Raw genomic sequence first — 15404 nt, forward strand, 5'->3', positions numbered from 1 at the left:
GAATTTAAACAAGCCGTACATTGTTACGGCTTGTTGCTCTTCTAAAAGGACACTATTTATATGAAATATATTCCTAAAGATTTTATTTTTGATTTAGTTGCTCGCACTAATATTGTCGATGTGATCTCGCAGCGCGTTAAAATAAAAAAGAAAGGAAACAATTATTTCGGTTGCTGTCCATTCCATAATGAAAAAACCGCCTCGTTTTCGGTTAGTGATAAAAAACAGATCTTTTATTGTTTCGGTTGTGGTGCTTCAGGTTCAGTGATTGATTTTATAATGGAATTTGATCGTCTCTCCTTTGTCGAAACCATAGAAGAGTTAGCCAATCTCCATGCATTGACTGTTCCCTATGCTAATGGCTCCTCGGATAAAAACAAAACCTTATCAGCGAATAATATTCGTGCTGATCTTTATTCGTTATTAAATAGTGTTGCCAATTTTTATCACCAAAAACTGTATACCCCCGAAGCGGCGGGTGCACGAGAATATTTAAAAAAGCGTGGACTCGATCAAGCTATTATTCAACGTTTTAATCTTGGTTATTCGCCAGATAGTTGGAATGAAACTCATAAAACATTAGCTAATAATCCCACTTTACTTCAACTGTATGATCAAGCTGGGATGTTGGTGACTAATGATAATCAAAAACAGTATGACCGTTTCCGTGGTCGTATTATGTTTCCGATTCGAGATAGACGTGGCAATGTCATTGCATTTGGCGGACGAACAATTAAAGCCGATGATAATGTTAAATACCTTAATTCGCCTGAAACCAATTTATTTCATAAAGGACGACAATTATATGGACTTTATGAGGCTTTAGAAAAACAACGTAATCCAACTCGGTTGTTAGTCGTTGAAGGCTATATGGATGTTGTGGCCTTAGCCCAGTATGGCATTGATTATGCCGTAGCCGCATTAGGCACAGCAACGACCGATGAACATATTAAACTGCTATTTAGAACCACGGATAATATTATCTTTTGCTATGATGGTGATAATGCGGGGCGACGCGCAGCGTGGCGAGCTTTAAATACATTACTACCGTCAATGATGGATGGTAAGCAAATTAATTTTGTGTTTTTACCGGAAGGTGAAGATCCCGATAGCATGGTGCGTAAAGAAGGGAAAGTCGCTTTTGAGCAACGGTTAGCTGACGCGCAACCACTCTCTAATTTCCTATTTGAAGGTTTACTTAAACAGGCCGATATCAGTACCTTAGAAGGGAAAGCCAAATTAAGTAATATTGCCATACCAATGATTAATTTAGTCCAAGCTGAAAATTTTAATCAATCATTACGGCGTAGATTAGGCGACTATTTAGGACTATTAGACTCGATCCAGATTAATGGGCTATTTTCCCAATCGCCAAGAAATACATCAGATCAACCTTCCATTGCGACACAGCAACCTATGGAGCTAAAGCTCACCACTATGCGAATTCTGATTGGCTTACTGCTTCAATACCCTGAATTAGCAAAGACCATTACTGATAAACAAAGTATTGGTTATTCAACATTACCTGGCACCGATATTTTTCTTAAGTTACTTGCTATTTGCGATCATTACCCCGATATCACTACTGCACAGCTATTATCCGAATTTGATCAAGCAGAAAATAAAGTGGTATTACAGCACTTAAAAACCTTAGCAGTATGGGAACATCGTTATGATGAGCACGATATTGCGATGATTTTTACGGATACTTTGAAGGCATTATATGATAATATACTTGCCCAACGGCAAGAGGCATTAATCGCCAAAGCACGAATAACAGGCCTAAATGAGCAAGAGAAAAAAGAACTGAGTACCTTACTTGTTTTATTAAAAAAAGGCTAAATATATAAAATACAGATTACGTGAATTAGACTTAAAATCTAAACCTAAATTTGTAAATTGAATTGAGCAGCTTAAGTGCTGAATAGAAACCTAAATAAGTGCCTCTCAACGAATGTAAAAGAGCACATGAAATTGCCAAATACAGGCCACACAGATATTAACCGGATTATAATCCGATATACTCAATAACTTTAAAGTGGATATCTTTTTATGGAGCAAAACTCAAAGTCACAGCTTAAACTTCTTATTTCTCGTGGTAAAGAGTTAGGATATTTAACTTATGCTGATTTGAACGATCATCTTCCCGAAGAAATTATTGATTCAGATCAGATAGAAGATATTATCCAGATGATCAATGATATGGGCATTCAGGTACTCGAAGAAGCACCTGAAGATACCGACGATCTATTGTTAAATGGCGAAGTCGCTGATGAAGATGCTGTCGAGGCGGCCACAGCATTAGTCCTCTCCAATGTTGAATCTGAGATTGGTCGTACGACTGACCCTGTTCGAATGTATATGCGAGAAATGGGGGCAGTAGAACTGCTTACTCGTGAAGGCGAAATCGATATTGCAAAACGTATTGAAGAAGGGATCAATCAAGTTCAAAGCTCAGTCTCTGAATATCCAGAAGCAATTACCTATCTATTAGAACAGTATGATTTAGTCGAAAAAGATGAATTACGCCTGTCTGATATTATTACTGGTTTTGTTGATCCGAATATCGACGAAGCATTGTCTGATGCACCTGAAGAACCAATTAAAGAAGCGGAAATCTCACTTGATGACAGTGATGATGAAGATGAAGAAAACGAAGACAGTAGCGCCACTGAAGAAGATAGTACGATTGATCCAGAATTAGCACGTCAGAAATTTGTTCAACTCCGTGAACAGCACGAAAAAACGTCTGCTGCGATTAAAAAATATGGACGCGGTAATAAGAAAGCACAGCAAGAAATTGAAAATCTTTCTGAGATCTTTAAACAATTCCGTCTAGTTGGCAGACAATTTGATATTTTAGTCAATAATATGCGACAAATGATGGATCGCGTACGTACCCATGAACGCGTCATTATGCGCCTAGCGGTTGATCAAAGTAAAATGCCGAAAAAGTTATTTATGACGCTATTTGCGGGTAATGAAAATAACTTAAGTTGGTTTGAAAAAGCTATCAAATCTAAAGCGGCATATGTGCCAAAATTAGAAACATTCCATGATGAAATTACCCAGCAAATTACGCTGTTGCAAGCTATTGAAGTGGAAACTAATTTATCTATTGAACAAATTAAAGATATTAATCGTCGTATGTCTATCGGTGAAGCAAAAGCACGCCGAGCAAAGAAAGAGATGGTTGAGGCAAACTTACGTTTAGTTATTTCTATTGCCAAGAAATACACTAACCGTGGTTTACAGTTCCTCGATTTAATTCAGGAAGGTAATATCGGTTTGATGAAGGCGGTTGATAAATTTGAATACCGTCGTGGTTATAAATTTTCAACTTATGCGACGTGGTGGATCCGTCAGGCAATTACGCGTTCCATTGCCGATCAAGCACGTACGATTCGTATTCCAGTGCATATGATTGAAACCATTAATAAGCTGAATCGTATCTCTCGTCAAATGTTGCAAGAAATTGGGCGTGAACCAACGCCAGAAGAGTTATCTGAACGCATGCAAATGCCAGAAGATAAAATTCGCAAAGTGTTGAAAATTGCTAAAGAACCGATTTCGATGGAAACACCGGTTGGTGATGATGAAGATTCGCATTTAGGTGACTTTATTGAAGATACCTCAATGGAATTACCGCTTGATGCCGCGACGTCTGAAAGCCTACGTTTAGCAACCAGCGAAATCTTAGAGGGTTTAACCCCAAGAGAAGCCAAAGTGTTACGTATGCGTTTTGGTATCGATATGAATACCGATCATACATTGGAAGAAGTTGGAAAACAATTTGATGTGACTCGTGAACGTATCCGTCAAATTGAGGCAAAAGCACTACGTAAATTGCGACATCCAAGTCGCTCAGATGTGTTACGCAGTTTTCTTGATGAGCAATAAGCAATACGATAAAAGCGCACTTCTAATGGTGCGCTTTTTTGATGGTTTAAGGAAAAGTGATCGCTATATGTTTCTTTATAACACCACCGAGTGATCAGATAACACGATTACTATTTCTTGTTCACAATATTGCTAACAAAGTTATGTAAAAGGTAAATCATTGTGCAATGGTTAACGCGTTTAAAAATTGATTCTTTCCTAATCACTTTAATGACTGTTGTCATGATTGCAACCTTATTTCCGTGTGAGGGTCGTTATAAGATTTTCTTTGAACACGTGAGTACCTTTGCCATTGCCCTCTTATTCTTTATGCATGGCGCTAAATTATCTTTACAGTCGATAATGGATGGTTTTCGTCACTGGCGCTTACACTTACTGATTTTTAGTATTACCTTTGTGGTTTTCCCGTTATTTGGGATAGGATTACGAATAGTTGTCCCATCTTTATTATCGCAGCAGCTTTATATCGGTTTTCTCTACTTATGTGCGTTGCCGGCTACCGTACAATCGGCAATTGCTTTTACCTCAATTGCGAAAGGCAACGTCGCCGCCGCAATTTGTAGCGCTTCTGCCTCCACCTTATTAGGGGTGTTTCTTTCCCCACTATTAGTAGGTTTATTGATCGATATACCATCTGCACATCATCATAATACCTCGTCAGCGATAACCGCCATCTTAATCAAATTGATGCTACCTTTTATCATAGGTCATCTATGTCGACCTTGGCTGATAAATTGGATTGAAAAACACCGTACTGTCATTAATAAAACCGATCGCACATCGATCTTACTCGTGGTCTATGTCGCCTTTAGTGAAGCAGTGAGCAATGGTATCTGGCATCAAGTCAATGGTTGGTCATTATTGAGTATTATTTTTTGCTCGTTGTTACTACTAGCAATGGTTCTATCGATAAGTACTTACGCAGCTCGATTATTTGGATTTAACCAGCAAGATGAGATAACGATAGTCTTTTGCGGATCCAAAAAGAGTTTAGCTAGTGGTATCCCTATGGCAAGTGTCCTGTTTCCTACCGCGACTATCGGCATTACGGTATTACCATTAATGATTTTCCATCAGATTCAATTGATGATTTGTGCCATTATTGCCGCACATTATGCAAGCAGATCAGGGAGTAATGTACCTAAAAATCAGTAAATTAATAAAAAATTTTCTTCCCACGATCTCTATTCTTTAGGATAATAGCTACGCCTATAAGCAAACAAAATAAGAAGACTATATGTTTCATTTATTCACAGATTTAGACTTTACAACAATTATATTTTTAGTATTAGCACTGTGCTTTGTTCTTTTTTATGAAGCAATCAATGGTTTTCATGATACAGCGAACGCGGTAGCAACCGTCATTTATACCAGAGCATTAAAAGAACAAATAGCCGTTATTATGGCCGGCTTATTTAACTTTTTAGGTGTATTATTTGGTGGTCTTAGTGTGGCCTATGCCATTGTGCATTTATTGCCGACCGATCTATTGCTGAACATGAATTCTGCTCATGGCTTAGCTATGGTATTTTCCATTTTATTATCTGCCATTCTTTGGAATCTAGGAACGTGGTATTTTGGTATACCTGCATCTAGCTCACATACATTAATCGGCGCGATTATTGGTGTTGCCCTTGCTAATGCGTACTTTACCGATACTTCAATCATAGAAGCATTAAATATTCCTAAAATGGTGTCGATATTACTTTCTTTAATTCTTTCCCCTTTAGTTGGTTTAATTATCGCTGGTTTTGTTATTTTTGTATTACGTAAAATCTGGAAAGGCACTAAAAAGAAAGAACGAATATTTATGACACCGACTGAACGTGAAAAAGTCGATGGTAAGCGAAAGCCACCTTTTTGGATTCGTATTATGTTAATTGGTACCGCCGCGGGGGTTAGCTTTTCACATGGTGCCAATGATGGACAGAAAGGTATCGGCTTATTAATGCTGGTATTAATGGGTATTGCTCCAGCAGGCTTTATTGTTAATATGAATGCCTCTACTTATGATATCACCAGAACACGTGATTCTATCCGCCATATTGAAGAGTATTTTATTCAACATCATCAAAGCTTAAACCATATTATTGGAAAACAGCACGTTATTAATGAATCACTACCTGTTACCGATTTAAATAAATATCATTGTGTTTATTCACAATCTTTCATGACATTAAATATGGCAAAATCGATGTTTAATACATTAAATTCATTTGATGAATTAAGCGTTGAAGAACGAACTCAAGCTCGCCGAATTTTACTTTGTTTATCCGATACGGTAGCAACGATTGCTAAACAACCTGAAATATCCGCAGGAGATAAACGTTATCTTAATCAATTAAAAGAGAACGTCTTAACAACCGTTGAATATGCTCCATTATGGATTATCATTGCGATTGCAACTGCATTAGCAGTAGGAACGATGATTGGTTGGCGACGTGTCGTGATTACAATCGGGGAAAAAATTGGTAAAAAAGGTATGACTTATGCGCAAGGTTTTGCAGCGCAATTAACTACCGCGGTATCAATCGGTATTGCCAGTTTTACGGGTATGCCAGTATCGACCACCCAAGTTTTATCATCATCCGTCGCAGGAACAATGCTTGTCGATGGTGGTGGTGTGCAGACTAAAACCATTAAAAATATTGCCTTAACATGGATTTTAACATTACCTGCGGCAATTTTATTATCTGCGTCACTTTTTGGGCTTGCTAGAATCTTGATTTAGTAGTAAAAATAAGTGATTAAACTTTGTGGACAATGAGGAGTAAATAATGGCTTATAAACATATATTAGTTGCAGTTGATTTATCACCTGAAAGCAATATCCTCGTAGAGAAAGCGGTATCAATGGCTAAACCCTATAATGCCGAGGTTTCTCTTATTCATGTTGGTATTAACTACTCAGATCTCTATACTGGTCTTATTGATATTAATATGAGTGATATGAAAGAACGTATTAGTGAAGATGCCCATACTGCCCTTAAGAAATTAGCACAAGAAGCAAATTATCCAATCGCCCATACCCTATCGGGTAATGGTGAATTTGGACAAGTATTGATCGATGCCATTCAGCATTATCACGTTGATTTAGTGGTATGTGGACATCATCAAGATTTCTGGAGTAAATTGATGTCGTCAGCGCGTCAATTGATTAATACTACCCATATTGATACGCTCATTGTACCACTGAAAGATGATGATGAAAAAAAGCAGGAATAAAACAGTAACACGGTTTTAACATGTGTTTTATTATTTTCATTCAATCATCAACATGATCACAGTAAATTACCCTTGGAAAAGTTAGTCCCTTATTTAAATAAGGGACTTTTTTATTTTACCGAAAAATGGAATTATTTTTCATCAGTTAATAACGCTTGCTGTAAACTAGAAGCATTAGCATAGTGCATAAAATCAGCCAAAGATTGAGTCTCATGAACATCCTTATCTTTACCAATGATACTCGAGGCTAATACTAAGCCGTCTTTGTCAAGTACAGTATCTTGATAGAATTGAATTAATTGTGCTGGTGTTACACGTTTTAGCTGTTTAATTAATTTTTGCCTTGAATCAAAACTAAATGTTGATTTCATAAAGTCAACTAAATAGCGTTCCATTTCTTCATCTAACGTTTGAGGCGGCTGTTGCAATTCACTAATCAGCCCTTGTTTATATTGTTCAAATTCAGTTTCATTTAAGGCTTTTAATCGCGCTAATGCGGTAGGATAAAAAGCGGTATAACGTTGATATAAATAGCTAGGATCATATTGGTTACTTTGAATTAGAAAAGCGAGCCCATACGATTGCCCAATATTGACTGAGAAGTTAAATACCGCATAGCCTAGTTGTTCCTCACTACGCAACTGTTGATAAAACCATGGCGCAATAATTTTTGCTAGTAGGGTACTGTTCGCTTTGCTGATCATCTCATCATTTTCGCGGGATAAATAGATCATCGCTAAGGCATTATCGGTACTTGCCGCCTGTTGCTCAAGTTGAGCTTGACGCTGTTTGGTTATCTGTATTGGTTTAATTGGTGTAAAAGTATAATGCTGTTCACCTTGTGGTTTAACGCTAGTATATAAATCAGCTAACGTTTTCTTACTGACATTACCAATAGCCAATAAATACGGTACGGCATGATTTAATAAACGGTTACGATATTGCAAAATATCCTCAGCCGTAATGGCAGATAGATATTGACGACGTGTTGCTCTTTCACTATAAGGTATCTGATTAAGTGCTTGTAATGGCTGTATCGCTAATGAATAACTGTTAACGTTGTCTGCTGAACTTAGTTGCTGTAAATACCATGATTTAGCTAATACGACATCCTCATCAGTAATGGTTAAAGTTTGATAGATTTTAAACATTGCTATCAACATATCAGGTAAGTGTTGACTAAACCCCACCGCACTTAACGTTAATCCGTCATTTAAACCGCTATTTAAATTGATACCCGCGACACCCGCTTGAAAACTAAGCTGTGCCATGGCTCGCCCCGCTAAATAGTTTAATAAATGCGCATTAACCTTATCTTTAGCCTCCTCTAAAATATGATTTTGGCGTAATGATAATACTATTCCTGCCTTTGGCTCATTAGCAAAATAACGGCTAGCAAACTGGATAATATTTCCTTGTGGATTAAATGGCGGTATATCTGAACTGATTTGCGAAGAATCGAGCAAAGAGAAATCATCAGCAATAAAAGGATTGGTCACAGGTAGATGAAATTGCCAGCTATCGTCATGTTGCCAACGCTGTTTTTGTTGTGACGTAAAATCACTAATCTGATAAGGTGCCTGAATGAAATACGCTTCCTTATCATAATGTTGATTTGGCGTAATAACCCAAATTCTGGCGTTATCAGGGACTAGTTGACTTAATCGATCCTGAATGGCTTTTTTATCAAATTGATTAGCAATATAATCGGCATTTAAGATATGATTAAGAGGATAAGTTAACATTTGATCAACTAACCATTCAACATAGCTCATATCTCTTGAAACGTTCTGGTATTTAAAATCTAACGCAAGAACGCGTTTAATTTCATCGTAATACTCCGATTTAATCCCTTGTTGCTGTAATAGCCGAATGTAGTTAAATACGGCGGAGACCACTTCATCCTTCTTAACTAAACCTTGTTCCGTTAAATCGATAGCAATTGTGAATAATCCACTATTACCATAGCGGTTAGGATGAGTAAAACTAGTGATACTATCAATTAAACCTTGTTTTTGCAAAGTATCCGCTAAAGTACCTTGGCTACGATGACTGATTAGGTAACTAATATACTCATCACTTTTTTTAGCAAACTGATCCAAATTATTTTCTATGGGAAATTGTAAATACAATAACCGTTTTGGTTGTGCTGGCTCCAGACGAATCAACTTACCGGTTTCATTTGCGGTAATTGCTGGTTCATTTATCGGGTCAACCGAGGCGTGATGGTTAGTAATCCGACCAAAGGAGGCCACGGCCATATCCGCTAATTCCGTCAGTGATAATTGTCCATAAATCACACCTACCATTAAATTAGCTGAATAGTAGCGTTGATAAAAAGTAACGAGTGCATCGTGTAACAGACTATCAGGCTTATTACTTAACGTTTCTAGGTTGCCACCAAAAAATTTAGCCGATGGGTGGTTCTGATTGATCGTTTCTGAGTCAACCTGACTGATTCGAAATCCATCACGAGAACGCGCTAAGGTCATTTCCGCATTGACGGCGTTACGTTCTTTATCCGCATAATGCGCATCAAGTAGCGGAAAAGCAATCGCATCGGATAAACGATCTAACGCTTCGGATAAAGCACTATTTTCTATTTCAAAATAGAAGGCGGTACGATAGGCAGCGGTGCTGGCATTATATTTTCCCGCATGTTTACTAAGAAATTCTGAAAATCCATCAGGCTCAGGAAAATGGGTTGATCCCATTAGTACCATATGTTCGGTATAATGGGCTAATCCCTGTTGATTAATAGGGTCTTGTAATGACCCCGCAGGCAATCCTAATGCGCCTAATGATTTGACCGCCTCTGGATCAGAAACCAATAAGACCGTCATTTGATTAGCTAATTTTATTGCTTGATATTGTCGCTGATCGCGTTCACTTTTTGATATCGTATCTGGTAGCATCTGATAGCTTAGTCCTTTTGCGTTTACTGATGAAACAAAAAAGGCCATTACCTGTGCAATCATCCATAATAGCCACATTCCTTTTATTCTTGGTAGGGTTATCATATTTACGTTCCTTTTAACTATTATCTTGCCAGCCATATTATATGGCGAATCCTCTACAATCATAATAGTACATGATGGGATTTACGCAACGTAATTGATTATCTATCCATCCCAAAAAAGGCTTTAGACATTATGCGATTAAAAAACATTTTAGTAACGCGTTTTAGTCATAAGAAAATATTAAGAAAGGTAAAATTTATACCTAGTTAGAAAAACATAACGACCTCCTTTTTTGACAAAAAAAAGTAAGGTCGTCAGCATTAATCACTCATTAGTGTTCACGTGTTTTTCTAAACATAACGTCAGGATAACGTTCTTGGGTAAGATTTAAATTAACCATACTTGGCGCAATATAAGAGAGATTATCGCCGCCATCCAGTGCTAAATTTTGTTCACATTTACGTTTAAATTCTTCAAATTTTTTCACGTCGTCACATTCGACCCAACGCGCAGTCGTAACATTAACTGGCTCGTATACAGCTTCTACATTGTATTCCGTTTTTAATCTAGCTACGACGACATCAAATTGGAGTACACCCACCGCACCAACAATAAGATCATTGTTAATCAATGGTCTGAATACTTGTACTGCGCCTTCTTCTGATAACTGTACTAAGCCTTTTAGTAATTGCTTCTGTTTTAAAGGATCGCGTAAACGAATACGACGGAAAAGTTCGGGGGCAAAGTTAGGAATACCCGTAAACTTCATCTCTTCGCCTTGAGTAAAAGTATCGCCGATTTGAATGGTACCGTGATTATGTAAACCAATAATATCACCCGCGTAGGCTTGCTCAACATGTTCACGATCACCAGCCATAAAGGTTAATGCATCGGCAATGGCGACATCTTTACCAATCCTAACATGACGTAATTTCATCCCTTTGTCATATTTCCCAGAAACAATACGCATAAAGGCGACACGGTCACGATGTTTCGGATCCATATTAGCTTGGATTTTGAAAACAAATCCACTAAATTTTTCTTCGTTAGCGGTCACTTCTCGCTTATCTGTCATTCGTGGCTGTGGTGCAGGCGCCCATTCCACAAGCCCATCTAACATATGATCCACACCAAAGTTACCCAATGCCGTACCAAAGAAAACGGGAGTTAATTCACCAGATAAAAACGCATCTAGGTCAAATTCTGTTGAGGCACCATTTACCAATTCAAGCTCATCACGTAGTTGCTGAGCAAGATCTTCACCAATTGCGACATCTAAATCAGGGTTATGTAAACCTTGGATAACCCGTACTTCCTGAATAGTATGGCCTTTCCCTGATTGATAAAGATAGGTTTCATCCTTATAAATATGGTAAACCCCCTTAAATAACTTACCACAACCGATCGGCCACGTAATTGGTGCACATAAAATATTTAGCTCACTTTCGACTTCATCCAACAATTCCATTGGATCGCGAATATCACGGTCTAACTTATTCATAAAGGTAAGAATCGGGGTATCACGTAAACGGGTAACTTCCATTAATTTACGTGTTCTATCCTCAACCCCTTTAGCGGCATCAATCACCATTAAACAGCAATCAACCGCCGTTAAAGTACGGTAGGTGTCTTCCGAGAAATCCTCATGCCCTGGGGTATCGAGTAAATTAACTAGACAATTACCATAAGGAAACTGCATGACTGAGGTAGTGATAGAAATACCACGTTGTTTTTCCATTTCCATCCAGTCAGACTTCGCGTGCTGCGCATTAGCACCACGGCCTTTCACCGTCCCAGCAGTTTGGATGGCTTGTCCAAACAGCAACACTTTTTCTGTAATGGTGGTTTTACCTGCATCGGGGTGGGAAATAATAGCAAACGTGCGGCGTGTGGCAACTTCAGCTAAATAATGTTGATCTGTCATAATAAGTAAGTGTCATAATAAATCAAAATAATGGTTAATTTTAACAGATAATTGGTTAAATAGATATGTTAAAAATAGGCATCATTTTAATTTCTATAAATAAATCAAATGGTTATAATTTATTGATTTATTTATAGAATTTTTCAATTTTCTCTACTTACATAGTGTAAAGCGGTTTCAACCACATCAATACCGGCCCCTGGTTTATGCGCGTTTTCACTTAAATAACGACGCCACTGCTTGGCCCCTTTACGCCCATTAAAAAGCCCTAACGTATGACGCATAATATGATTCAATTGCGTACCTTGTGTTAATTCTTGTTCAATATAAGGATAGAGTTGCCTAATCGCCGCAACCGGATCAATAATTGACGTATTCGCACCAAAAATGTGCTGATCAATTTGAGTGACTAAAAACGGATTTTGATAAGCTTCACGCCCAACCATCACCCCATCGACATAATTTAAATGCGTTTTAATTTCCTCTATGGTTTTTATGCCACCATTAATCGCTACGGTTAATTGTGGATAATCTTTTTTTATTTGATAAACTCGAGGGTAATCAAGCGGCGGAATATCACGATTCTCTTTTGGACTTAATCCAGATAACCAAGCTTTGCGTGCATGAATCACAAATGTTTGTGTATATGGGAGCACCGTTTCGATAAATTGACATAAAAATTCATAGCTATCCTCATTATCAATACCAATACGTGTTTTCACGGTAACAGGAATATCCACCACCTCACGCATAGCTGCAATGCTACGGGCCACCAATTCTGCATTTGCCATTAAACAAGCACCAAACATACCATTTTGTACACGATCGGAAGGGCATCCAACATTAAGGTTAATCTCATCATAGCCACGCTGCATTGCCAGTTTTGCACATTTCGCTAAAGCCACAGGATCACTTCCCCCTAACTGCAAACAGACTGGATGCTCTTGCTCATTAAAGGCTAAATAATCCCCTTTCCCATATAAGATGGCACCTGTCGTTACCATTTCGGTGTAAAGTAAGGCTTGCTGGCTTAATAGACGATGAAAATAGCGACAATGCCGATCGGTCCAATCAAGCATAGGAGCAACGGAAAATTTATTAAGGGTTGAATTCATTGATACACCGGTGTTTATAAGGATTGCTGTTGAATTTAGATAAATAGTATTTTTGCTTAATCTTTTGCTACTTTGATATATTTTTTATTATCAGGTTCCCAAGCATATCGGACAAAACCAAATAAGGTAAAAATCTATGACTGATTATATCATAGAGAAACAAGTTCGTGCAGATGTGGTATGTCCACACTTTTTAGTACTAAAAAGATAAGGTCATAGATTCATTTTATATTCAATGGATGATTCTTGCCATATTTTAAACTTTTGCTCGTTATTATTTTATATTTTATCTCTAATCAAAAATTCATCAGTAACAATCTTATTTATAGCCAACAAATATTGTTTGTTGGCTATTTAATCAGCCATTCTTAAAAAGTTAGTTACTGGTTATCTATCACTACCATATAGTAACTGTACTACACTATAGGTAGTGATATCCGATCTATTATTGATAATTATTTATCCTATTTCGATAAGGATAAACCTAACGATCTTACATCATCACCACTCGGTGCTTGGTAAATACGTAAGTCAAATTCAGAAATAATCGCAAAAATATGGTCAAAAATATCTGATTGGGTATTTTCATAGGCAGTCCATACCGTGGTATTGGTAAAACAATAAATTTCTAATGGAATACCGCTACTGGTAGACGGTCGCTGACGAACCATTAATGTCATTTGTGGATTAATACCAGGATGGATACGCAAATACGATTCAAGATACGCTCTAAAGGTCCCTAGGTTGGTTAAGCGTCGACCATTTATAGGGTGAGATAAATCAATATTGTGTGTTTGATTATAAGCAGTGACTTCTTCTACTTTCTTTTCAATATATGGTGTTAATAGGTACGCTTGTTGTAAGCTAGCTTGTTGTTGTTCTGTTAAAAAATGAACACTGGTACTATCAACATAAATACAACGTTTAATTCGCCGCCCACCAGATTCTCGCATCCCTTGCCAGTTGATAAATGAATCAGAAATTAACGCATAGGCAGGAATAGATGTAATGGTCTTATCCCAATTTTGAACTTTTACCGTAGTCAATGAAATATCAATAACATCACCATCCGCCCCATATTTTGGCATTTCTAACCAATCACCAATACTTAGCATATCATTCGTTGATAATTGAATCCCCGCAGCAAGACCTAATAAGGAATCTTTGAATACTAACATGAGAACCGCGGTCATTGCTCCCAGTCCACTGATCAGTAATGTTGGCGATTCATCAATTAATAAGGAGATAATAATAATTGTACCAAAAATAGCGGTAATAATTTTTAAACTCTGATGAAATCCTCGTATAGGTAATCGTTTAACAATACCATTTTTTTTACACGCTTCTAGCCAAACATCCAATAAGGCAAAGAAAGTTAACATGGCAAATATAATAATTAAAATATAACTACCGACTTTAAGAATATGGCTATAAATGGAATCAGAATTAAGCATCAATTTTTCTAAAAGAAAGATTAACAAACCTTGTAACATTAATACCACTTTTTTGAATATCTTATGTTCCATAAAAATAGGTAGCCAGCCATAAGTAAAGTGTTGTTGGCAATAATTGGTTAAGTTTCTTAATAAAAATCGATGAATCAAAAGATGTATACTAAAAGCGATACCAATAATGAACAAAAAGATAATAATGGTTGCCAACAAATTGGCCGATGGAATACCAGAACTTAAGAACAGCTGCGTAAGATAATCTTGCATTTTTATTTCCCAACTATTGATTATTATTCTACTAGGATAAGCAAACAGCAGATAATGATAACTTATTGATGATACTGTTTTTCAAATCAGCATTTAACGTTATTAATCATTAAATGCTATAACATTATCCTGATAAAAATGTTCATTTTAACATAATGAAATAACGTTTTTTTAACACTTTTTATGGGTTAAGTTAAATAGCAAAGCGCTTTAATTTTAACTGTGGTTAAAGAGAGAAAAAACCAATTTAGTTGGTATGATTTGGGGCAATTAAGCCAAAGTATTGGGTAAGTAAAACCTAATTTTAAACCAAAAGATTATAGATATGCTAACTTTTTTAGCTTAATTACCCGTACTCATTTAGTTGTGTTTAATCAATGCAATGATCAGGGAAAACTAAGCATAACAAATAACATTAAGGGGTAAAACTATCCTACTAAAATCGTCTATAATCCTATTAATCCAATAAAATTCGACCATCGAGCAATAAGCAAAATAAGTATGAATTCATCGCTTACTTTACTTATTACTCTAGTCTCTATATCCAAATAACCTTATCTAGA

The 15404-nt window shown here is 36.9% G+C and carries 9 protein-coding genes; 5 read left to right on the plus strand and 4 right to left on the minus strand.

Annotated elements, in window-relative coordinates:
- The first annotated feature begins 60 nt into the window (after positions 1-60).
- The 5 genes from dnaG to uspA all read left to right on the plus strand — a co-directional run bounded on the left by dnaG (position 61) and on the right by uspA (position 7124).
- The gene (gene dnaG / locus O970_RS00195; protein ID WP_024495181.1) at positions 61-1842 is read left to right on the plus strand and encodes a DNA primase; all 1782 of its coding nucleotides are present in this window, start codon (positions 61-63) and stop codon (positions 1840-1842) included.
- 210 nt (positions 1843-2052) lie between these two features.
- Positions 2053-3900, plus strand: coding sequence for an RNA polymerase sigma factor RpoD (rpoD, locus tag O970_RS00200; RefSeq protein WP_024495182.1), 1848 nt, complete (start codon positions 2053-2055; stop codon positions 3898-3900).
- A gap of 162 nt (positions 3901-4062) precedes the next feature.
- Complete coding sequence (locus tag O970_RS00205; RefSeq protein ID WP_024495183.1) at positions 4063-5055, plus strand: bile acid:sodium symporter family protein; 993 nt, start codon at positions 4063-4065, stop codon at positions 5053-5055.
- Between the two features lie 82 nt (positions 5056-5137).
- The gene (gene pitA, locus O970_RS00210; RefSeq protein ID WP_024495184.1) at positions 5138-6631 is read left to right on the plus strand and encodes an inorganic phosphate transporter PitA; all 1494 of its coding nucleotides are present in this window, start codon (positions 5138-5140) and stop codon (positions 6629-6631) included.
- A 46-nt stretch (positions 6632-6677) separates the two neighbouring features.
- Positions 6678-7124, plus strand: coding sequence for a universal stress protein UspA (gene uspA / locus O970_RS00215; protein ID WP_024495185.1), 447 nt, complete (start codon positions 6678-6680; stop codon positions 7122-7124).
- 131 nt (positions 7125-7255) lie between these two features.
- Here the strand turns inward: uspA and ptrA are convergent, their stop codons facing one another.
- The 4 genes from ptrA to O970_RS00235 all read right to left on the minus strand — a co-directional run bounded on the left by ptrA (position 7256) and on the right by O970_RS00235 (position 14841).
- Positions 7256-10144, minus strand: coding sequence for a pitrilysin (gene ptrA, locus O970_RS00220; RefSeq protein WP_036562056.1), 2889 nt, complete (start codon positions 10142-10144; stop codon positions 7256-7258).
- 271 nt (positions 10145-10415) lie between these two features.
- Entirely contained in the window at positions 10416-12008 is a 1593-nt protein-coding gene (prfC, locus tag O970_RS00225; RefSeq protein ID WP_024495187.1) for a peptide chain release factor 3, read from the minus strand.
- A 143-nt stretch (positions 12009-12151) separates the two neighbouring features.
- Positions 12152-13123: a tRNA dihydrouridine(20/20a) synthase DusA gene (gene dusA / locus O970_RS00230; RefSeq protein ID WP_024495188.1), complete on the minus strand. Its 972-nt coding sequence runs from the start codon at positions 13121-13123 to the stop codon at positions 12152-12154.
- A 464-nt stretch (positions 13124-13587) separates the two neighbouring features.
- A complete protein-coding gene (locus tag O970_RS00235) occupies positions 13588-14841 on the minus strand; it encodes a mechanosensitive ion channel family protein (RefSeq protein WP_024495189.1) in 1254 nt (417 codons plus the stop codon).
- Positions 14842-15404: the final 563 nt, after the last annotated feature.

Source organism: Candidatus Schmidhempelia bombi str. Bimp, from assembly GCF_000471645.3.
In the GTDB taxonomy this organism is placed as follows: domain Bacteria; phylum Pseudomonadota; class Gammaproteobacteria; order Enterobacterales; family Orbaceae; genus Utexia; species Utexia bombi.